The following is a 20187-nucleotide window of genomic DNA, read 5'->3' as shown; positions in this document are numbered from 1 at the left end:
TGATGGCCACCGCTCGCGGGCGGTGACCATCAGGGCCGGTTGCTGTCCCGGGGCAGCACACCTCTAGGGCCTGTCGGTCGCCGCGCAGCCGATGTCCCGCGCCGGCAGGCGCCCCGTCGCGAGGTACGCGTTCACCGCGTCGTCGACGCACGCGGACCCGTAGACGCCGTACACCGCGTGCTGATCGGCCCCCTTCAGGGTGATCAGGCGCGAGGAGGGCCACATGTCCCTCACGGCCTCGGCAGCGTCGTAGTGGGTGCGCGGATCCCCGGTGGCGTTCACCAGCAGGGCCGGCAGGTCGCCCCGGATCCTGGTCGGACGCTCGCGCGGCCGGTCCCAGAACGCGCACGGGCCGAGGTTGTCCGTGACGGGCGCGAACAGCGGCTCCCCGGCGCGGGTGCGCTGGACGTCGCGCCAGTAGACCTCGGGATCGCGTGGCGCGGCGTTGTCGCCGCACACGATCGCCGTCTGCGCACTGCCGTAGGGGGAGTCGGTGCCCGTGAGTACGAACTCGAGCACTCCGGCGAGCCACGGGGACGGCGGCACCCGCTGCCCCCGCGAGGCCCGCAGCATGTCCCGCACGCCCTGGGCGAAGTCTGCGTAGGCGGTGTCGTTGTGCTGCGAGAGGCCGTTGAGGACGACGATCGGCATCACGTGCTCGTCCAGCCGGTGGCCGCCGAGCCGCAGCGGCGTGCGGGCGGCGGCGACCCGGACGCGCTCCACGGTGGCCAGCACCTCGCCCCGCGTACGGCCCAGTCCGTAGGTCGCGTCACGGGCGGCGGCCCAGGAGGCCCATCCCCGCAGGGCGTGGCGGTTGGCCCCCTCGGTGCCCCGCAGCAGCCGGGCACTGTAGCGGTCCGGGTCGATCACACCGTCCAGGACGACCCGGTCCGTGCGGCCCGGGAACATCGAGGCGTACACCTCGCCGAGGTAACTGCCGTAGGAGTAGCCCAGGTAGGAGATCCGCCGCTCGCCGAGCGCGGCCCGGACGACGTCCATGTCGCGCGCGGTGTTGCGCGTGGTGGCGTGGGGGAGCGTGTCCCCCGCGTGGGTGCGGCACCGGTCGGCGAGGCCCTTGGAGAACGCCGCCATACGGTCGAAGGCGGCCCGGTCCTCACCCGCTCCGCGCCAGGCCGAGCCGGTCGGCCAGCGGCAGTCCAGCGGGGTGCTGCGGCCGATGAAACGGGGGTCCACACCCACCACGTCGTACCGCGCGGCGACGTCCCTCATCGCCCCGCTCACCCAGGGCGGGTCGCTGAGGGAAGGCCCGCCGGGACCGCCGCCGTTGAGGAGCAGGGGGCCGACGCGGCGGCCGGCGTCGGTGGCGCTGATCCGGGAGATCGCGACGGTGATCGTCCGGCCGCCGGGGGCGGAGTAGTCCAGCGGTACGGTCACGTCGGCGCAGCGGGCGCCCGCCTGCTCCAGTTCCTCGCCGGTCGTGTCGTCCGGCCCGAGCACGCAGCTCTTCCAGGTGAGGTGCTGCCGGTGATAGCGGGTGAGAGGGTCCGAGGCCGCCTCGGCCGTGGCGGGCAGTGCCGTGAAGACGAGGGCGGCGGCCGTCAGGGCGAGGGTGGCTCGTGTCGCGGTTCCCGAGGAGCTGGGTAACACGTGGGTGTCCTTTCTGTCGCGGACGTCCCTTCGATGGGCTGGCAGGGACATGCCCGAGAGGGGTGCTGTGCGACAGAACGGTAGGGACGGCCCGCCGCCCGGTCACTCCGGTCGGCAGCCGGTTCGTGGTGGGGTCAGCTCCAGGGAAGGGGCGGGGTCAGCTCCAGCGAAGAAGCGGGGTCAGCTCCAGCGAAGAAGCGGGGGAATGACGTTTCCATGGTGGGGGCAACCACTCGAATCTCTGCCCCAAGCTGGGACAATGCTCGGGCAGACCTTGTGCAGGTCGCCGCAGGGGGGTTGTCCAGACATTCTCTCGCGCCTAGGGTCCCTTCGAGTGCAAGCGCTTTCCAAGCGTGTGTCCGCCGGCTGTCCGAGGAGCGCCGCATGTCCTTGTCCCCCACCCGCCGCCGTGTGGCCGTCGTCGGCACCGGAGCCATCGTCGGCGGTAGCCATCTGCCCGCGCTGCGGGCCCACTCCGACCGGGTGGAACTGGTGGCCGCCGTCGACGTGGATCAGGAGCGCCTCGACGCCTTCCGCGAGTCGGCCGGTGAGCAGGTCGCCGGGTACACCTCGGTGGACGCGATGCTGGACGCCGAACGCCCCGATCTGGTCCTCATCGGCACCCCGCCCTCCCTGCACCGCGACCAGACGGTGGCCGCGCTGAAGGCGGGCGCCTGGGTGCTGTGCGAGAAGCCGCTGACCCTGTCGCTCGCCGAGTACGACGAGATCGCCGCCGCCGAGGAGGCCTCCGGCGCGTACGCCGCGGTCGTCTTCCAGCACCGTTACGGATCCGGCGCCGTGCACGCCCGCGAGCTGATCACGAGCGGCGAGCTGGGAGCCCCGCTGGTCGCGCACTGCCAGACCACCTGGCACCGGGACGCCGCGTACTACGCGGTGCCGTGGCGCGGGAAGTGGGCCAGCGAGGGCGGCGGCCCGACCATGGGCCACGGCATCCACCAGTTCGACCTGCTGCTGCACCTGCTCGGGGAGTGGGAGGAAATCCGGGCCATGGCCGCGCGGCTGGTCCATGACACCGAGAGCGAGGACGTCTCCACCGCCCTGGTGCGTTTCAGGAGCGGCGCCCTCGCCACGGTCGTCAACAGCGTGCTGTCCCCGGACGAGGTGAGCCGTATCCGCGTCGACTGCGCGGACGCCACGGTCGAGCTCACCCACCTGTACGGCCACAGCAACGACAGCTGGGCCTACACCCCGGCCCCGCACGTCGCCTCCGAGCGGGCCACCGCCTGGCGCACCCCCGCGGCCGACGTGCCCAGCTCGCACACCGCCCAGCTGGGCGCCCTCCTCGACGCCTACGACACCGGCACCCGGCCCCCGGGCAGCGGCCGCGACGCCCGCACCACGCTGGAGTTCGCCGCCGCCCTGTACAAGGCGGCGTTCACCGGCCGCTCGGTGCACGCGGGGGAGATCGTCCCCGGAGACCCCTTCTACGAGGCCATGCACGGCGAGTACCCCGACTGGGCCCCCAAGGAGCGCGCATGACCATCCGCGTCACCCACACGCACGGCGAGGACATCGCCGTCACTGCGGCGAACGGCACGGAGATCCTCCGCTACGTCTACCGCCCCGACCCGGACCCCTTCGAGTCCCGCAAGCCCTACGCCCACCCCGTGCGCACGCTCTCGGGCCGCACGGTCACCGGCTACCGCCCGAACGACCACCGCTGGCACAAGGGCCTGCAGATGACCGCGAGCCATCTGTCCGGCCAAAACTTCTGGGGCGGCAACTGCTACGTCCACGGCCAGGGCTACCTGCCCCTGCCCGAGCGCGTCGGCTCGATGCGGCACGACGGCTTCCCGGACTTCACCGTCGAGGACGACCGCCTCAGCGTCACCGAGAACCTCACCTGGATCGAGAACGGCGGCGAGGAGTGGGCGCGCGAGGTGCGCGGCCTGACCGTCCACTCGGTGGACGAGGAGGCCGGTTCCTGGGCGCTGGACTGGTCGATCCGCCTCACCAACACCCGTTCCGAACCACTGGCCTTCGGCTCCCCGACCACCGCGGGACGTGAGATGGCCGGCTACACCGGACTCCAGTGGCGCGGCCCGCGCGACTTCACCGGCGGCACGGTCTTCGCCCCGGACACCGACGCCGACGCGGGCAAGCTGATGGGCACCCAGGGCCCCTGGCTCGCCTTCACCACCGAGCACGACGACGTCGACGGCCACTCCACCCTGGTCTTCGCGCACGCGCCCGAGAACCTCGACGAGACGTCCCCCGTCCACGAGTCGCACTGGTTCGTCCGCTCCGAGCCCTTCCCGACGGTCGCGTTCTCCTGGGCGTTCTTCGAGGAGTTCGAGCTGCCGCCGGGCGAGTCCTTCGGGTACCGGTACCGCATCGTCGTCGCCGACGGCGCCTGGGACCGAGACCGGGTCGGTGCGCACCTGAAGGGCCTGACGTGGTGAGCGAACCCGAGCCGGCGGGTCTTGCGCACCCGCTGCCCGGCGCGATCGGCCTGTCCCACCTGAGCGCCTACGACTGGGAGGCCGCCGACGGCGTCTGCGGCGGCAGCCCGCACCTGCACCTGGTGTGCACGGAGGCGTACGTCGTCACCGGCGGCCGGGGCGCGGTCCAGACGCTGAGCCCCGACGGCTACCGGGACATCCCCCTCGAAGCCGGATCCCTCGCCTGGTTCACGCCGGGCACCGTGCACCGCATGGTGCAGGGCGGCGATCTGCGCATCACCGTCCTGATGCAGAACAGCGGCCTGCCCGAGGCCGGGGACGCCGTGTTCACCTTCCCGCCCGAGGTGCTCGCCGACCCCGACCGGTACGCCGCCGCCGCGGCCCTGCCGCCCGGCACCGGACCGGAGACGGCGGCTGCCGCCCGGCGCCGCAGGGACCTCGCCGTCGAGGGCTACCTCGTCCTGCGCGAGGCCCTCGTCGCCGGCGACAACGGCCCGTACCTGGAGTTCCAGCGGGCCGCCGCCCGGATCGTGCGCGACAAGGTGCCCACCTGGCAGACCCTGTGGCGGGAGGGCGCCCTGGCCACCGCGCGGCGCACCGGCGCCCAGCTCGCCGCCCTGGCCGACGGCGATCCCGTCCACCTCGGCGAAGCCACCGCCCACGAGGCCGCGCCCACCCGGCTCGGCGGCTTCGGCATGTGCGGCCGGCGCGACGAGTACACGCTGCCCGGCACCACGCTGCCGTACCACGCGGAGTAGCGGCAGGGGGACCGGCAGCGGGGGGACCTGAGGGGGCTCAACCGAAACTCCGTGGAGAGGAGCGACTTCGGCATGCCCGGACACAGGACAAAGAGGTTCTGCGCGTCGGCCGCCGCACTGGCACTGTGTGCCCTGCTGGCGGGCTGCGGAGGAACCGGGGAGTCCGCCGGCGGCAAGGTCGTGCTGCGCTACACGTGGTGGGGTAATCCCGACCGCGCGGAACGCACCGAGCAGGCCGTCGCGCTGTTCGAGAAACAGCACCCCGACGTCGACGTGACGACGTCGTTCTCCGGCTACGACGCCTACAAACAGAAGCTCGCCACCCAGGCCGCCGGCGGTGACGCCCCGGACGTGATGCAGCTGGACTACCGCCAGATCGACCAGTACGCCTCCGGCGGCGTCCTGCTCGACCTGGCGAAACAGAAGGCCGTCCTGCGCACCTCCGAGATCGACCAGGGCCTGCTCGCCACCGGCCGCGTCGACGACGTCCAGTACGCGATCCCGCAGGGCCGCGGCACCGAGACCGTCGCCTACGACGTGCGGACCTGGAAGAAGTCGGGCGTCCCCCTGCCCGGCGGGAGCTGGACCTGGAGCCGGTGGGCGGACACCATGCGCGCCCTGGCGAAGAAGACCGGCAAACCGGGGGCGACCGACCCGGGCCAGAGCGAGGACGCCTTCGAGGTCTGGCTGCGCGGCCAGGGCAAGGCCCTCTACACCGAGGACGGAGGACTGGGCTTCACCACCGACGACCTCACCCGCTGGTGGACCTTCACCGACCAGCTGCGCCGCGAGGGCGCCGTCTCGCCCGCCGAGCAGACCACCCAGCTCGACGGCTCCGTCGAGAACACCCCCCTGGGGCGCGGCGAGTCCGTCACCGACGCCAACTGGGACGCCCCGGCCAGCGGTTTCCTCGCCCTCGTACCGACCGGCGTCGCCCTCGCGCCCATGCCGTCCGGCGAGGACGGCACACCCGGCCAGTACTTCAAGCCGTCGATGTTCCTCGGCGTCTCGGCGAACACCGGCCATCCCAAGGAGGCGGCGCAGCTCGTCGACTTCATGATCAACGACCGGGAGGCCGCGAAGATCCTCGGTGCGAGCCGCGGCATCCCCGTCAACGAGACGATCCGTGACGAGATCGGCCCGCGGCTGAAGGACTTCGACAAGACCATCGCCGTCTACCAGGCATCCCTGGAGGGCAAGCTCAAGGACCCGCCCCAGGCGCCGCCCTCGGGCGACAACGCCCTGCAGAGCACCTTCCAGCGCGACTACGACCAGGTGTCCTACGCGCGCATGTCACCCCGCGAGGCGGCCGAGAACTACGTCACCGAGGCGAAGGCGGAGCTGAGGTCATGACCACCACCGCGATCCCCGCGGAGGCGAAACGCGCCCCCGCCGCCGCCCCGAAGCGCCGCCCCAAGCGTGAACGCGAGGGCGCCGCCTGGGTGTTCCTCTCGCCCTGGGTGCTCGGCGCGATCGTCCTGACACTGCTGCCGATGGCCGTGTCGCTGTACCTGTCGTTCACCGACTACGACCTGTTCAACCCGCCGAAATGGGTCGGCCTGCGCAACTACGTGCAGATGTTCACCGAGGACCCGCGCTACTGGCGCTCGGTCGTGACGACCCTGACCTATGTCGTCGTCGCCGTGCCCCTCCAGCTGGCCCTCGCCCTCGTCGTCGCCATGGCGCTGAAGGGCATGAAGCGTGGCAAGGGCTTTTACCGCTCCGCGTTCTACGCACCGTCCCTGCTCGGCGCGTCGATGTCCATCGCGCTCGTCTGGCGGGCGATCTTCAACGACGGCGGCACCGTGGACCACCTGCTCGGCACCGGCGGCTGGGTCAACAAGCCCGGCTGGGCACTGCTGGCCGTGGCCCTGCTGACGGTGTGGCAGTTCGGGGCGCCGATGGTCATCTTCCTCGCCGGGCTCCAGCAGATCCCCGCCGAACTGTACGAGGCGGCGGCGGTCGACGGAGCGGGGAAATGGCGGCAGTTCGTGGCCGTCACCGTGCCGATGCTGTCCCCGGTGCTGTTCTTCAACCTGGTCCTGCAGACCATTCAGGCCTTCCAGGTGTTCACCCCCGCCTTCGCGGTCAGCGCGGGCAAGGGCGGGCCTGCCGACTCCACCCTCGTCTACACCATGTACCTCTACGACCGCGGCTTCGTCGCCTCCCACATGGGCTACGCCTCCGCCATGGCCTGGGTGCTGCTCCTCGTGATCGGCGTCGTGACGGCGGTGCTGTTCCGCACCTCGCGCTCCTGGGTCTTCTACGCCTCCGAGGGGGACCGGTGACCTCTACGACCGCTGCCCGCAAGCCCGTCCGGTGGGGCCGCGTCGCCCTGCACGCGGGCTGCCTGGCCGCCCTGCTGGTCATGCTGTACCCCCTGGCCTGGCTGCTGGCCACCTCGCTCAAGCCCGCCGACGAGGTCATCGCCAGCCTGAACCTGCTGCCCAGCCACCTGGAATGGTCCAACTACAAGACCGCCCTGGACGGCGTCAACGACGTCTCCATCTGGCGGCTGCTCGGCAACTCCCTGCTGATCGCGGGCGGCGCGGTCCTCGGCAACGTCATCAGCTGCTCGCTCGCCGCCTACGCCTTCGCGCGGCTGCGGTTCCGGCTGCGCGGGCCGCTGTTCGCCTTCATGATCGCCACGATCATGCTGCCGCACCACGCGGTGCTGATCCCGCAGTACATCATCTTCAACCAGCTCGGCCTGGTGAACACCTACTGGCCGCTGATCCTGCCGAAGTTCCTCGCCACCGAGGCGTTCTTCGTGTTCCTCATCGTGCAGTTCATGCGCGGCCTGCCGCGCGAACTGGAGGAGGCGGCCAGGATCGACGGCTGCGGCCCGTTCCGCAGCTTCTTCCAGGTCGTGCTGCCGCTCACCCGGCCGGCCCTGATCACCACCGCCATCTTCACCTTCATCTGGACCTGGAACGACTTCTTCACGCAGCTCATCTACCTCTTCGACCCGGACAAGTTCACCATCACCCTGGCGCTGCGCTCCTTCGTGGACGCCTCCAGCACCTCCGCGTTCGGCCCGATGTTCGCCCTGTCGGTGATCGCGCTGCTGCCGATCGTGCTGTTCTTCCTCGCCTTCCAGCGGTTCCTGGTGGAGGGCATGGCCAGCTCCGGACTCAAGGGGTGAGCGGGATGCCCACACGCGAGGCGGGCGAGGTGTTCGGCCCGCGGATGACCCTCTTCGCCGACGTGCTGAGCGTCGGACTCGCCACCGCCGCGGCCTGTCTGCCCCTGGTCACGTTCCCGGCCGCGCTGTCTACGGCGTGCGCCGTGCTGCGCGGCGCGGGACAGGACCAGCCCGTCACGGCGGGGCGGTACTTCGCCCTGCTGCGGCGGCGGTTGCGCGCCGGCGACCTGGTGGCGGGAGCCGTCGCCCTGGCGGGTCTGCTGCTGTTCGCCGCCGACCTGGCGCTGGCCGGGGCCGGGCTGCCGGGGGCGCCGCTGTTCGCGGTGACCGCCGCGGTGATCGGCGCGTGTGCGGCGGTGATCGGCCTGCGGGCCTGCGGGCGCCCCGAGTCCCTCACCGACTGGGGTGCGGCCGTGCGCGGGGCTGGGCGGGACGCCGTCGCGGACGTGGGCGGCAGCGGCCTGGTCCTGCTCGCCCTGGTGACGGCCGCGCTGTGCGCGTGGATGATGCTGCCGCTGGCCTTCCTCGCCCCCGGGCCACTGGCCCTGGCCCTGACCGCGGTCGACGTACGCCGGTCCGCTGCCGTGCTTCTTCCCTAGCAGGGGGGTGCTCGTGCGGCGGTGCGCCACTGCGGGGGCGCCGGGCGCGGGGGTGGGCTTCCGCGCCCGGTCGGCCCACGACTCACCCGCGCAGGGTGCCGCCGATGCTGATCCGCGGCCATGAACGGGCCGCCGTGAGCAGGGCCTGTGTCCTCGCCGACGGGGTGGCCGCTGCCGCCGCCAGGGCCGCAGCGGCACTCGCGATGCCGAGGACGGCGCCGGCCGCCACGTCGCCCGGGTAGTGCACGCCCGTGTGGACGCGGGAGTAGCCGACGGCGCTCGCCAGCGCCCCGAGCGGTACCGCCGCGGGGGGCAGGACCACGCCGACGGCGGTGGCGAACGCGACTGCCGACGCCGTGTGCCCCGACGGGAACGACGCCGAGGTCGGCATCTTGACGTGTCGGTCCACCGTCACCCGGGCCGCCTCCCGGTCGGGCCGCGCGCGCCGCACCAGGCGCTTGCCGAGCAGGTTGGCGGAGGCCGATGCCACGGCGATCGCGCCGACGCCGACGAGTGCGGCCTTGCGCGGCCGCTTCCCGCCCAGGGCCAGGGCGGTGGCGATGGCGAACGAGATCTTGGAGTGATCGGCCGCGTGGGACAGGTGGCGCAGCGTGCGGTCCAGGGTCGGCGTGGGGGTGGCGGCCACCGCCGCGTACAAGGCGCCGTCCACGGCCCTGAGATCGCCGAACACGGCGCCCAGGAGCCGGCCGCGGCCGCCCGCGCGGTCCCGGGCGTTCTGGAGCGGACGGGGGACGTCCGCGTCGGTGGTCGTCGGATCGGTCATGTGCTTCTCCCCGCAGTGGCCTTCCTCAGCAAGGTACCGGCTCACGCCCGGCGCACGCTCGGCGCCCCTGTGAGCCGGTACCTCCCGAGTGCCCGGACGGCCGACGGCCACCCTGGTGAGCCGGGACACTGAGCACATGTCATCTCTGCTCCACCGGGTCCTGCGCGCACTCGAGCGGTTCCACGCCACTCGTCCCTGGGACCACAACGCCCACTTCCACCGCTGGATCCTGCGGCAGTTCCCCGAGCGGGTGGACAGCGCCGTGGACGTGGGCTGCGGCAGTGGCGACCTGGCCCGGCTGCTGGCCGGCCGGGCGCGGCGCGTGCACGGGATCGACGCCGACCCGCGGATCACGGCCCGGGCGCGGGAACTGACCCCGGCGGCGGCCCTGGTGACGTACACGACGGCCGACGCGCTGACCGGGCTCGGTGACCGGTCGTACGACGTCATCACCTGTGTCGCCGTCGTCCACCATCTGCCCTTCACCCGGGCGCTCGAGACCTTCCGCGACCATCTGGCGCCCGGTGGGACCCTGGTGATCGTCGGCGTGGCCCGGGAGCGGACCACCGTCGACCACCTGCTCGGCATCGCGTCGGTCCCGCTCAACATCGTCATGGCGTTGCTGAAGAACCGGGGCGGCCCGGCGCCCCGCCCGGTCTCGATGACCGCCCGCACCCGTCCGGCGGACCTGACCTTCACCGAGATCGCGCGCGAGGCCCGGGCCGTCCTCCCCGGCGTCCGCCTGCGCCGCCGTCTGCTCTGGCGCTACACGCTGGTGTGGCGCCACCGCTGAGCCGCCGTCCCTTCAGCCGGCCTTTCAGCCGCCGGCCCTTCAGCCAGTGGCCCGGAACGTGCGCAGCCGCAGTGAGTTGCCGACCACGAAGACCGACGAGAAGGCCATCGCCGCCCCGGCGATCATCGGGGTGAGCAGGCCGGCCGCGGCCAGCGGCAGGGCCGCAACGTTGTAGGCGAAGGCCCAGAACAGGTTGGAGCGGATGGTGCCGAGCGTGCGGCGGGCGAGCCGGATGGCGTCCGCCGCGGCCCGCAGGTCGCCGCGCACGAGGGTCAGGTCGCCGGCCTCGATCGCGGCGTCGGTGCCGGTGCCCATGGCCAGACCGAGATCGGCCTGGGCGAGGGCCGCCGCGTCGTTGACGCCGTCGCCGACCATCGCCACCGACCGCCCCTCGGCCTGGAGCCGCTTGACGACGTCGACCTTGTCCTGCGGGAGCACCTCGGCGATGACCTCCTCGATGCCCACCTCACGGGCGACGGAACGGGCCACCGCCTCGTTGTCACCGGTCAGCAGGATCGGCGTGAGGCCGAGCGCCCGCAGCCGGCCGACCGCTTCCGCGCTCGTGTCCTTCACCGCGTCGGCCACCTCCAGCACCGCACGCGCCTCGCCGTCCCACGCGACCGCGACGGCCGTACGGCCGGCGTCCTCGGCCGCCGCCCTCGCCCCGGCCAGGCCCTCCGGCAGTTCCATCGCCCAGTCGGCCAGCAGCCGCTCCCGGCCGACGAGCACCGCGTGGCCCTCGACGACGCCCTGCACGCCGAGTCCGGGCACGTTGGCGAAGTCCTCCGGCGTGGGCAGCGCGCCCAGCTTCTCCAGAGCCCCATCGGCCACGGCCCGGGCGATCGGGTGCTCGGAGGAGTGCTCCAACGCCCCGGCCAGCCGCAGCACTTCGGCCTCGTCCGTGCTCTCGGCGGTGTGCACGGCCAGCAGCGTCATACGGCCGGTCGTGACCGTGCCGGTCTTGTCGAGGACGACGGTGTCGACCCGGCGTGTGGACTCCAGGACCTCCGGGCCCTTGATGAGGATGCCGAGCTGGGCGCCGCGCCCGGTGCCCACCATCAGCGCGGTCGGCGTGGCCAGACCCAGGGCGCACGGGCAGGCGATGACGAGGACGGCGACCGCCGCGGTGAAGGCGGCCGTCAGCCCTGCCCCGTTGCCCAGCCAGAAGCCCAGCGTGCCCAGCGCGAGGGCGATCACCACCGGCACGAACACGGCGGAGATCCGGTCCGCGAGCCGCTGCGCGGTGGCCTTGCCGTTCTGCGCGTCCTCCACCAGCCTCGCCATCCGGGCCAGCTGTGTGTCGCCACCCACCCGCGTGGCCCGCACGACGAGCCGCCCGCCGACGTTGATCGTGGCACCGGTGACCGGGTCGCCCGCGCCCACCTCCACGGGCACGGACTCGCCGGTGAGCATCGAGGCGTTCACCGCCGAGGACCCCTCGACGACCGTCCCGTCCGTCGCGATCTTCTCGCCGGGCCGGACCAGGAAGCGGTCGCCGGTCTTCAGCTCCGTGACCGCCACGGTCTCTTCACGGCCGTCGGCCCGCAGCACCGTGACGTCCTTCGCGCCCAGTTCCAGCAGCGCCCGCAGCGCCGCGCCCGCCTTCCGCTTGGCGCGGGCCTCGAAATACCGTCCGGCCAGGATGAAGGCGGTCACGCCCGCGGCGGCCTCCAGGTAGATGTTCCCGGCGCCGTCCGTGCGCTCGATGGTCAGCTCGAAGGGGTGCGTCATGCCCGGCGTGCCCGCGGTACCGAAGAACAGCGCCCACAGCGACCAGAGGAACGCGGCCGAGGTGCCCACCGAGATCAACGTGTCCATGGTGGCCGCGCCGTGCCGCGCGTTGGTGAACGCCGCCTTGTGGAAGGGCCACGCCGCGTACGTCACGACGGGCGCGGCCAGGGTGAGCGACAGCCACTGCCAGTACTCGAACTGCAACGCCGGGATCATCGCCATGGCCACGACGGGAATCGCCAGCACCACGGCCGTGACCAACCGTTCGCGCAGGGACCGCAGTTCGTCGGCGGCCTCGCCCGCGTCGGTCTGTTCCGCGGGGGGCGCGGGCTCCCGCGCCGTGTACCCGGTCGCCTCGACGGTGGCGATGAGGTCGCCGACGGAGACGTCGCCGGCGTAACTGACCTTCGCCTTCTCCGTCGCGTAGTTGACGGTGGCGGTGACCCCGTCCATGCGGTTGAGCTTCTTCTCGATGCGCGCCGCGCAGGAGGCGCAGGTCATGCCGCCGATGGCGAGCTCCACCTCGGCGCCCGTGCCGGTCGTCGTACCGGTGCTCATGGCTCAGACCCTCCCGGTCAGCTCGTAGCCGGCCTCGTCGACGACCTCCGCGATGAGGGCGTCCTCGGGCTCGGCGGCACTGGTGACGTGGCCGTTGCCGAGGTCGACCTCGACACCGCTGACCCCGTCCAGCTCGCCGATGACCTTGGTCAGCGTGGCCTCGCAGTGGCCGCAGGACATTCCGGAGACGGCGTAGGTGGTGGCGGGCATCGGGTGCCTCCTCTGAGTGGATCAACAGATGCGGAGAATACGGGGCGGGGGTATCCACCCGCCGACTTCATGTATACCCCCTAGGGGTATAGGATGCAAACACGAGAACCACTTGACTAGATACCCCCCAGGGGTATGGTGAAGTGCATGGAGGCCCCGCATCCGAGCGGGAGGCCCGGTATCTGAAGGAGCCGACGGCCATGAACACCGGACTGAGGATCACCACCTTCGCCGCCGCCCTGGCAGCGACCTTCGGCGCGGCCTACGGCGTCGGACAGGGCGTCGGCCCCGTCGTCGCCGACAGCCCCCCGAAGCACGAGGACGAACACACCCGGCCCGCGCCCGAGACGACAGGGGGCGGCGGCCACGGCGGGCACGACACGCCCCCGGCCGGCGGACTGCAGGTCTCCGAGGGCGGCTACACGCTCGACCTCCGGACCTCGCGCGTCACCGCGGGCGAACAGGCCGACCTGCGCTTCACCGTCCGGGACGCCGACGGCCGCGCGGTCACCGCCTACCAGCGCGAGCACGACAAGGAACTGCACCTCATCGTCGCGTCACGCGACCTGGTCACCTACCGCCATCTGCACCCCACCCGGGCCGCCGACGGCACCTGGAGCACCCCCGTGGACCTGCCCCGCGCGGGCGGCTACCGCGTCTTCGCCGACTTCACCCCGGCCGGGAAGGACGCCGAGAACCTCACCCTCGGCGCGGACCTCGCCGCCTCCGGCCCGTACGAGGCCCGGCAACTGCCACCGGCGAACACCACGGCCCGGGTCAATGGCTACGACGTGAAGCTGTCCGGCGCGCTGCGCCCGGGCAAGGCGGGCGAACTGAAGCTGAAGGTCTCCCGCGGCGGCAAGCCCGTCACCGACCTCCAGCCCTACCTCGGCGCCTACGGCCACCTGGTCGCCCTGCGCTCCGGTGACCTCGCCTATCTGCACGTCCACCCGAACGGCGAACCCGGCGACGGCACGACCAGGCCCGGCCCGGACATCTCGTTCACGGCCACGGCACCCAGCTCCGGCTCCTACCGCCTGTTCCTCGACTTCAAGCACGACGGGAAGGTCCGCACGGCGGCGTTCACCGTCCACGCCGGGCAAGCGGCGGCCGGGTCCGGTACCCCGAGGGGCATGCGGACGACGGCCACGGGCACTGAGCGTCAGCCGAGCGCCCGGTCCAGGTTGAAGGCCGCGCTGATCAGCGCGAGGTGCGTGAACGCCTGCGGGAAGTTGCCCTGCTGCTCCCCGGTGTGGCTGATCTCCTCGGCGTACAGGCCGAGATGATTGGCGTACGTCAGCATCTTCTCGAAGGCCAGGCGCGCCTCGTCGATCCGCCCGGCGTGCACCATCGCCTCGACGTACCAGAACGAGCAGATGGAGAACGTGCCCTCGTCGCCGCGCAGCCCGTCGGGGCTCGACCGGGGGTCGTAGCGGTAGACCAGCGAGTCGGACACCAGCTCCTCGGTGAGCACGTCCAGCGTCGACAGCCACTTCGGATCGGTGGGGGCGATGAACTTCGTCAGCGGCATCATCAGCACGGCGGCGTCCAGCACGTCACCGTCCTCGTGCTGGACGAAGGCCCCGCGCTCCTCGCACCAGCCCCGGCTCATGATCCGCCGGTAGATCGTGTCGCGGCACTCCCGCCACCGCGGCAGCTCGGCGGGCAGGCCGCGCCGGTTGGCCATCCGGATGGCCCGCTCGATCGCCACCCAGCACATCAGCCGCGAGTACAGGAAGTTCTTGCGCCCGCCGCGCGTCTCCCAGATCCCCTCGTCGGGCTGGTCCCAGTGCGTGCACACCCAGTCCACCAGGGCGCACACGTCGTCCCAGTGGCCGCTGGAGATGGGCTTGGCCCACTTGTCGTAGAGGTAGATGGAGTCGATCAGCGCGCCGTAGATGTCGAGCTGGAGCTGGTCGGCCGCCGCGTTGCCGACCCGTACCGGTGCCGAGCCGTGGTGGCCCTCCAGATGGTCCAGGGTGCGCTCGGGCAGCTCGGTGCGCCCGTCGATGCCGTACATGATCTGCAGTGGGCCGGAGGTCTTGCCGTCACCCGGGCTGATGTGCCGGGTCACGAAGTCCATGAACGCCTCGGCCTCACCGGTGAAACCCAGTCGCAGCAGGGCGTAGACGCAGAACGCCGCGTCGCGCACCCACACGTACCGGTAGTCCCAATTGCGCTCGCCGCCGAGCTCCTCGGGCAGGCTCGTCGTCGGCGCGGCCACGATCGCGCCGGTCGGTGCGTACGTGAGCAGCTTCAGCGTCAGGGCCGAGCGGTGCACCATCTCCCGCCAGCGGCCCTTGTAGCGGGACGACGACAGCCAGCGCCGCCAGTACGCCACCGTCGCCGCGAACTGCTCCTCGGCCTCGGTGCGCGCGCACCGGCGGGGCGTCACATCGCCGCCGACCTTGTCCAGCGCGAACACCGCCGACTCGCCCTCGGAAAGTTTGAAGTCGCCGCGCACCTCCGGCCCGTCGGCCTCCAGCGGCACGGTCGCGGTCAGCGCGAGCGCCAGCCCCTCGGTCTCGAACACCGCGGTGTCGCCGGTCAGCCGGACGGTGTGCGGCAGGGAGCCGTAGTCGAACCGGGGCGCCACCCGCGTACGGAAGGGGATCGAGCCGCGCACGCACACCACCCGCCGGATCAGCCGGTGCCGCTCGGCCTCGGCCGGCCCGCCGCCGACCGGCATGAAGTCCTGCACCTCGCCGACCCCGTCCTCGGTGAAGAACCGGGTGATCAGGACGTTGGTGTCGGGGAAGTAGAACTGCTTGGTCCGCGCCGGCACCGTGGCCGCCAGTTCGAAGCAGCCGCCGCGCTCCGCGTCCAGGATCGAGGCGAACACGCTCGGAGCGTCGAAGGCCGGGCAGCAGTACCAGTCGATGGTGCCGTCGGTCCCCACCAGGGCCACACTGCGCAGATCGCCGATCAGCCCGTGCTCGGCGATCGGTACGTACCGCCGGCCGCCCGGCCCGCCCCGGTCCTGTGCCGTTCCGCCCATGACAGCCTCCCTGCCCGGTAGGCGCCTCAGCCCCAGCCTAGAACCGCCGGCACACCGCCGCCGTCAGACGGTGACGACCCTGAGGCCGGCCTCCTCGAAGCGCCGCACCGTCTCCGCGTCGGCCGCCGTGTCCGTGACCAGCGTGTCCACCGCCTCGGCCGCACAGATCCGGGCGAACGCCCGTTGCCCGAGTTTGCTGGAGTCGGCGGCCACCACCACCCGCTCCGCCCGCTCGCACAGCAGCCGGTTGATCGCGGCCTCCGCCTCGTCGTGCGCCGCCGCGCCGTGCGTCACGTCGAAGGCGACGACACCGAGCACCGCCACATCGACGGTGATCTGCCCGAGCACCCCGTCCGCGAGCGGCCCGACCAGCTCGTACGACTGGGCACGCGCCACTCCGCCGGTCAGCACGATCTTGAACTGGGGCCGCACCACCAGCTCGCCCGCGATGTTCAGCGCGTTCGTCACCACGGTCAGCGCGGGCGACCCGGACGCCAGATCCCCGCGCACGGCCAGGGCCCGCGCCACCTCGGTCGTGGTGGTCCCCCCGGTCAGCCCGACCGCCTCACCCGGAGCCACGAGATCCGCCACCGCCGTGGCGATGCGCTGCTTCTCGGAGGCGTGGCGGGCCGTCTTGTAGCGCAGCGGCAGCTCGTACGACACGCCGTGCACGACAGCGCCGCCCCGGGTACGCACCAGCATCTGCTGCTCGGCGAGTCCGTCGAAGTCACGGCGGATCGTTGCCGCCGACACCCCGAGCTGCGCCGCCGCGTCCTCGACGTCCAGCCGGCCGCGCTCCACGAGCAGTTCCAGCAGCGCCTTCCAGCGGGCGTCGCGCGACATCCGCACCTCCACGTCCTCGATCTCCGGGCGACCCTAGCGCACCCGTTCCGACCAAATGCTTGATGATGCTCGAAAGCTGGCGCTATCTTGCAGGAACAATCAGAGTGGAGGGTGCGGTATGTCGCATGTCGAGGACGAGCTGACCAGCCAGCCCGAGTGCTGGGCCCGCGCCGCGGCACAGGCGCCCCGGTTCGCGAAGGCGCTGCCGGCGCCGGGGGAGCGGGTCGCGATCGTCGGCTGCGGCACCTCGTACTTCATGGCACAGGCGGCGGCGGCCCTGCGCGAGGGCGCGGGCCGGGGCGAGAGCGACGCCTTCGCCGCCTCGGAGTTCCCCCACGGCCGGCGTTACGACCGGGTCGTCGCCCTCACCCGCTCCGGCACCACCACCGAAGTCCTCGACCTGCTGAGCCGGTTGAAGGGCCGCACCCGCACCACCGCGATCACCGCCGACCCGGACACGCCCGTGATGACGGCCGCCGACGAACTCGCCGTCCTGGACTTCGCGGACGAACGCTCCGTCGTCCAGACCCGGTTCGCGACCACGGCCCTCACCCTGCTCCGCGCCCACCTCGGGCTGCACCCCGAGGCCGCCGTCACCGACGCGCGCACCGCCCTGACGGAGCCGCTGCCCGAAGGGCTGGTGGAATGCGGGCAGTTCACCTTCCTGGGGCGCGGCTGGACGGTCGGTCTGGCCAACGAGGCCGGGCTGAAGATGCGCGAGGCCGCGCTGGCCTGGGCCGAGGCCTACCCGGCCATGGAGTACCGGCACGGCCCCATCAGCGTCAGCACCCGGTCCACGGCGACCTGGATGCTGTGCGAAGCGCCGGACGGCCTCGCCGGACAGGTGCGCGGCACGGGCGCGTTGTGGATCGCCGGGCGCCTGGACCCGCTCGCCGAACTGGTCCGTGTCCACCGGCTCGCGGTCGCCGTCGCCGCGTCCCGCGGGCTGGACCCCGACCGTCCGCGCCACCTCACGCGCTCGGTGATCCTCCCCGCAGACCAGCACTGACGCTCTGGAGACCCCGTGCCCCTCACCACCACCGGCGACCTCGTCACCCGCGCCGCCACGGCCCGCTCGGCCGTCGCCTCCTTCAACGTCATCACCCTGGAGCACGTCGAGGCCGTCGTCGCGGGCGCCGAGTCGGTCGGCGCCCCCGTCGTCCTCCAGGTCAGCGAGAACGCGGTGAAGTTCCGTGCCGGACAGCTGCTCCCGCTCGCCCGCGCGGCCGTCGCCGTGGCCGAACGGGCCGCCGTACCGGTCGCGTTGCACCTCGACCACGTGCAGAGTGACACCCTGCTGCACCAGGCCGCGGACGCCGGCTTCAGCTCCGTGATGTACGACGCGGCCCGGCGGCCCTACGCGGAGAACCTCGCCGCGACCCGGGCGGCGGTCGACCGGGCACACGCCCAAGGGCTGTGGATCGAGGCCGAGTTGGGCCAGATCGGCGGCAAGAACGGCCGACCGCCGCTGGACGCGCACGCCCCCGGCGCCCGCACCGACCCCGACGAGGCGCGGTCCTTCGTCGCCGACTCGGGCGTGGACGCCCTGGCCGTCGCCATCGGCAGCTCCCACGCCATGACCACGCGCACGGCGGCCCTCGACCACGCCCTGCTCAAACGCCTGTCGGCCGCACTGGACGTCCCGCTCGTCCTGCACGGCTCCTCCGGCGTCCCGGACGACGAACTCAAGGCGGCCGTCGCCGGAGGCATCACCAAAATCAACATCGGCACGGCCCTGAACATCGCGTTGACCGGAGCGGTCCGGGACTTCCTCACCGAACACCCCGAGGCCGTCGACCCGCGCAGCTACCTGACCCTCGCCCGGGAGGCGATGACCCGAACGGTCGCCAGGACCCTCCAGACCCTGGGCTCCGCTACCGCTTGACGGCCTTCAGCACCACAAACTTCGGATCGCTCGCGACGAGCCGGCTGTTGCCGAACAGCTTGCGCAGCTTGACGTGGTAGCCCAGGTGCCGGTTGCCGACCACCCACAGCTCCCCGCCCGGCCGCAGCGTGCGCCGCGCCCCGGTGAACATCCGCCAGGCCGTGGCGTCCGTCATCGCCTGATGGGAGTGGAACGGCGGGTTGTTGAGCACCAGATCGACACTGCCGGACGGCACCCCCGCCAGCCCGTCCGCGACCCGGAACTCGGCATGGCCCGGCACGCCGTTGGCCTTGTACGTCGCCTCCGCCGAGGCCACCGCCTGGAACGACTCGTCCACGAACAGCACCTCGGCGTCCGGGTCGGCCAGCGCCACCGACGTACCCACCACGCCGTTGCCGCACCCCAGATCCACCACCCGGCCGCCCCGCCCCTCCGGCAGATGCCGGAGGAAGAACCGCGTTCCGATGTCGAGCCGGTCGGCGCAGAAGACCCCCGCGTGGTTGACGACGGTGCCTCGCGCGGCGGGGCCGATGCCGTCCGGCAGCGTGTAGACGTACGGCCACGGGTTGGCGGGCCGCTCCAGCGCGGGATGCGGCGTGCAGAAGATCAACCGGGCCTTCTTCTCGGCGAGCGAGGTGCGGGTCGGGCCGAGGATCCGCTCGAACAGCTGGAGCGTCGAGGTGTGGATCTCCTTCACCATGCCCGTACCGACGACGACCGTCCCGGCGTGCACGGCCGGGGCCAGCCGCAGCAACTGGTCCTCCAGCAGCGCCAGGCTCTTCGGCACCCGCACGAGCAGCACGTCGATCCGCTCCGGCGGCGGATCCTGCGTGGTGAGCAACCGCACCGCGCCCGGCTCGGCACCGGCCCGCGCGAGGTTGGCACGGGTCGCCTCCTGCGCGAGGTGGGAGTCGGTGATCTGCACCGGCCGGTGCGCCGCGAGCACCGTGACCAGTGCGCCCCAGCGGTCCCCGACCACAACCACCGTGCCGTCCAGCGGCACCCGCTCCTGGGCCAGATGCCTCAGCAGGTACTCGTCCGAGGCGTCCCAGGCGCGCAGCCTGTCGTGCGGGTCCTCGGGGAAACGGGTCAGCGCCGGCTCGCCCCACGGCGTCGTCATACGGTCGTTCATCGTGCGACCAGGCTAGCCGAGCCGCACCTCAGGGCGTGTCGGGCACCATGGAAGGCATGGACGCCGAGCTGTTCCCCAGACCCCCTGCGCAGGTCGCGCCCGGCGCCGTGCACCTGCCCGACTGGCTGGACGAGGACCGCCAGAGGGCACTGCTCGACGCCTGCCGCGAGTGGGCCCGCCCGCCCGCAGGCCTGCGCACGGTCCGCACCCCGGGCGGCGGCACCATGACCGCCCGGCAGGTCTGCCTCGGCTGGCACTGGTACCCGTACGCCTACGCCCGCACCGTCGTCGACGGGGACGGCGCCCCGGTGAAGCCCTTCCCGCGATGGCTCGGCGAACTGGGCCGCCGGGCGGTCCGCGACACCCTCGCAGAGCCGGCGCCGGACTACGACATCGCGCTGATCAACTTCTACGACGCCGACGCCCGCATGGGCATGCACCGCGACAGCGACGAGAAGTCCGACGCGCCGGTGGTGTCGCTGAGCCTCGGCGAGACCTGCGTCTTCCGCTTCGGCACCACCGAGACGCGCACCCGGCCCTACACCGACGTCGAGCTGCGCAGCGGCGACCTGTTCGTCTTCGGCGGCCCGTCCCGCCTGGCGTACCACGGCGTCCCCCGGGTCCACGCGGGCACGGCACCGCCCGGGCTGGGGCTGGCGGGCCGACTCAACATCACGCTCCGGGTCAGCGGCCTGTAGGGGCCGCCCGCCCGGCGGATCA

18 protein-coding genes are annotated in these 20187 nt (G+C 72.5%); 11 read left to right on the top strand and 7 right to left on the bottom strand.

The features are described 5' to 3' along the window. Positions 1-63 precede the first annotated feature (63 nt). Positions 64-1659, bottom strand: coding sequence for an alpha/beta hydrolase (locus tag CEB94_RS05090; RefSeq protein WP_175431013.1), 1596 nt, complete (start codon positions 1657-1659; stop codon positions 64-66). Positions 1660-1992: 333 nt separating this feature from the next. Between CEB94_RS05090 and CEB94_RS05085 the strand changes: the two genes are divergently transcribed. From CEB94_RS05085 to CEB94_RS05055, 7 genes are all read left to right on the top strand, one after another. Continuing rightward, positions 1993-3108, top strand: a complete 1116-nt coding sequence (locus CEB94_RS05085; RefSeq protein ID WP_175431012.1) for a Gfo/Idh/MocA family protein — start codon at positions 1993-1995, stop codon at positions 3106-3108. Then, positions 3105-4031, top strand: a complete 927-nt coding sequence (locus tag CEB94_RS05080) for a DUF6807 domain-containing protein (protein ID WP_175431011.1) — start codon at positions 3105-3107, stop codon at positions 4029-4031. The genes CEB94_RS05085 and CEB94_RS05080 overlap by 4 nt, the downstream gene beginning before the upstream one ends. Further along, positions 4025-4789, top strand: a complete 765-nt coding sequence (locus CEB94_RS05075) for a cupin domain-containing protein (protein WP_175431010.1) — start codon at positions 4025-4027, stop codon at positions 4787-4789. Before CEB94_RS05080 ends, CEB94_RS05075 begins: the two co-directional genes overlap by 7 nt. A 72-nt stretch (positions 4790-4861) precedes the next feature. Beyond that, entirely contained in the window at positions 4862-6142 is a 1281-nt protein-coding gene (locus CEB94_RS05070; RefSeq protein ID WP_175431009.1) for an ABC transporter substrate-binding protein, read from the top strand. Beyond that, entirely contained in the window at positions 6139-7077 is a 939-nt protein-coding gene (locus CEB94_RS05065; RefSeq protein ID WP_175431008.1) for a carbohydrate ABC transporter permease, read from the top strand. Before CEB94_RS05070 ends, CEB94_RS05065 begins: the two co-directional genes overlap by 4 nt. Further along, the gene (locus tag CEB94_RS05060; protein ID WP_175431007.1) at positions 7074-7934 is read left to right on the top strand and encodes a carbohydrate ABC transporter permease; all 861 of its coding nucleotides are present in this window, start codon (positions 7074-7076) and stop codon (positions 7932-7934) included. Before CEB94_RS05065 ends, CEB94_RS05060 begins: the two co-directional genes overlap by 4 nt. A 5-nt stretch (positions 7935-7939) precedes the next feature. Continuing rightward, the gene (locus CEB94_RS05055) at positions 7940-8533 is read left to right on the top strand and encodes a hypothetical protein (RefSeq protein WP_175431006.1); all 594 of its coding nucleotides are present in this window, start codon (positions 7940-7942) and stop codon (positions 8531-8533) included. An 82-nt stretch (positions 8534-8615) separates the two neighbouring features. Here the strand turns inward: CEB94_RS05055 and CEB94_RS05050 are convergent, their stop codons facing one another. Beyond that, the gene (locus tag CEB94_RS05050) at positions 8616-9317 is read right to left on the bottom strand and encodes a phosphatase PAP2 family protein (protein WP_175431005.1); all 702 of its coding nucleotides are present in this window, start codon (positions 9315-9317) and stop codon (positions 8616-8618) included. Between the two features lie 136 nt (positions 9318-9453). Between CEB94_RS05050 and CEB94_RS05045 the strand changes: the two genes are divergently transcribed. Then, a complete protein-coding gene (locus CEB94_RS05045; RefSeq protein WP_175431004.1) occupies positions 9454-10110 on the top strand; it encodes a class I SAM-dependent methyltransferase in 657 nt (218 codons plus the stop codon). 39 nt (positions 10111-10149) lie between these two features. Here the strand turns inward: CEB94_RS05045 and CEB94_RS05040 are convergent, their stop codons facing one another. From CEB94_RS05040 to CEB94_RS05020, 4 genes are all read right to left on the bottom strand, one after another. Further along, entirely contained in the window at positions 10150-12399 is a 2250-nt protein-coding gene (locus tag CEB94_RS05040) for a heavy metal translocating P-type ATPase (RefSeq protein WP_175431003.1), read from the bottom strand. Positions 12400-12402: 3 nt separating this feature from the next. Next, positions 12403-12609: a heavy-metal-associated domain-containing protein gene (locus CEB94_RS05035; RefSeq protein WP_175431002.1), complete on the bottom strand. Its 207-nt coding sequence runs from the start codon at positions 12607-12609 to the stop codon at positions 12403-12405. Positions 12610-13771: 1162 nt separating this feature from the next. Beyond that, positions 13772-15607, bottom strand: a complete 1836-nt coding sequence (locus tag CEB94_RS05025; protein WP_175431001.1) for a glycoside hydrolase family 15 protein — start codon at positions 15605-15607, stop codon at positions 13772-13774. A 63-nt stretch (positions 15608-15670) separates the two neighbouring features. Continuing rightward, positions 15671-16450: a DeoR/GlpR family DNA-binding transcription regulator gene (locus CEB94_RS05020; protein WP_175431000.1), complete on the bottom strand. Its 780-nt coding sequence runs from the start codon at positions 16448-16450 to the stop codon at positions 15671-15673. Positions 16451-16568: 118 nt separating this feature from the next. Between CEB94_RS05020 and CEB94_RS05015 the strand changes: the two genes are divergently transcribed. Together CEB94_RS05015 and CEB94_RS05010 are read left to right on the top strand one after the other, a co-directional pair. Then, entirely contained in the window at positions 16569-17459 is an 891-nt protein-coding gene (locus tag CEB94_RS05015; protein ID WP_175430999.1) for an SIS domain-containing protein, read from the top strand. A 15-nt stretch (positions 17460-17474) separates the two neighbouring features. Further along, positions 17475-18335 carry a class II fructose-bisphosphate aldolase gene (locus CEB94_RS05010; RefSeq protein WP_175430998.1) on the top strand — a complete coding sequence of 287 codons (861 nt, stop codon included), beginning with the start codon at positions 17475-17477 and terminating at the stop codon, positions 18333-18335. On the opposite strand, the gene CEB94_RS05005 is transcribed toward CEB94_RS05010, so the two are convergent. Beyond that, positions 18325-19455 carry a methyltransferase gene (locus tag CEB94_RS05005; RefSeq protein ID WP_175436894.1) on the bottom strand — a complete coding sequence of 377 codons (1131 nt, stop codon included), beginning with the start codon at positions 19453-19455 and terminating at the stop codon, positions 18325-18327. The genes CEB94_RS05010 and CEB94_RS05005 overlap by 11 nt on opposite strands. A gap of 68 nt (positions 19456-19523) precedes the next feature. Here CEB94_RS05005 and CEB94_RS05000 point away from each other — a divergent pair, with 68 nt between their 5' ends. After that, positions 19524-20165, top strand: coding sequence for an alpha-ketoglutarate-dependent dioxygenase AlkB family protein (locus CEB94_RS05000; protein ID WP_175430997.1), 642 nt, complete (start codon positions 19524-19526; stop codon positions 20163-20165). Positions 20166-20187: the final 22 nt, after the last annotated feature.

The sequence above is a fragment of the Streptomyces hawaiiensis genome (assembly GCF_004803895.1).
GTDB classification, from domain to species: Bacteria; Actinomycetota; Actinomycetes; order Streptomycetales; family Streptomycetaceae; genus Streptomyces; species Streptomyces hawaiiensis.
Note: the sequence above shows the minus strand (reverse complement) of the source record. Positions and strands in the feature narration are given on the sequence as shown.

What these genes read in the sequence shown, in the direction of transcription:
- CEB94_RS05045 (WP_175431004.1), top strand. Translation starts at nt 9,454, where the DNA reads ATGTCATCTCTGCTCCACCGGGTCCTGCGCGCACTCGAGCGGTTCCAC.
- CEB94_RS05020 (WP_175431000.1), bottom strand. Translation starts at nt 16,450, where the DNA reads ATGTCGCGCGACGCCCGCTGGAAGGCGCTGCTGGAACTGCTCGTGGAG.
- CEB94_RS05055 (WP_175431006.1), top strand. Translation starts at nt 7,940, where the DNA reads ATGCCCACACGCGAGGCGGGCGAGGTGTTCGGCCCGCGGATGACCCTC.
- CEB94_RS05040 (WP_175431003.1), bottom strand. Translation starts at nt 12,399, where the DNA reads ATGAGCACCGGTACGACGACCGGCACGGGCGCCGAGGTGGAGCTCGCC.
- CEB94_RS05070 (WP_175431009.1), top strand. Translation starts at nt 4,862, where the DNA reads ATGCCCGGACACAGGACAAAGAGGTTCTGCGCGTCGGCCGCCGCACTG.
- CEB94_RS05015 (WP_175430999.1), top strand. Translation starts at nt 16,569, where the DNA reads ATGTCGCATGTCGAGGACGAGCTGACCAGCCAGCCCGAGTGCTGGGCC.
- CEB94_RS05000 (WP_175430997.1), top strand. Translation starts at nt 19,524, where the DNA reads ATGGACGCCGAGCTGTTCCCCAGACCCCCTGCGCAGGTCGCGCCCGGC.
- CEB94_RS05025 (WP_175431001.1), bottom strand. Translation starts at nt 15,607, where the DNA reads ATGGGCGGAACGGCACAGGACCGGGGCGGGCCGGGCGGCCGGCGGTAC.
- CEB94_RS05080 (WP_175431011.1), top strand. Translation starts at nt 3,105, where the DNA reads ATGACCATCCGCGTCACCCACACGCACGGCGAGGACATCGCCGTCACT.
- CEB94_RS05085 (WP_175431012.1), top strand. Translation starts at nt 1,993, where the DNA reads ATGTCCTTGTCCCCCACCCGCCGCCGTGTGGCCGTCGTCGGCACCGGA.
- CEB94_RS05050 (WP_175431005.1), bottom strand. Translation starts at nt 9,317, where the DNA reads ATGACCGATCCGACGACCACCGACGCGGACGTCCCCCGTCCGCTCCAG.
- CEB94_RS05065 (WP_175431008.1), top strand. Translation starts at nt 6,139, where the DNA reads ATGACCACCACCGCGATCCCCGCGGAGGCGAAACGCGCCCCCGCCGCC.
- CEB94_RS05035 (WP_175431002.1), bottom strand. Translation starts at nt 12,609, where the DNA reads ATGCCCGCCACCACCTACGCCGTCTCCGGAATGTCCTGCGGCCACTGC.
- CEB94_RS05005 (WP_175436894.1), bottom strand. Translation starts at nt 19,455, where the DNA reads ATGACGACGCCGTGGGGCGAGCCGGCGCTGACCCGTTTCCCCGAGGAC.
- CEB94_RS05090 (WP_175431013.1), bottom strand. Translation starts at nt 1,659, where the DNA reads ATGTCCCTGCCAGCCCATCGAAGGGACGTCCGCGACAGAAAGGACACC.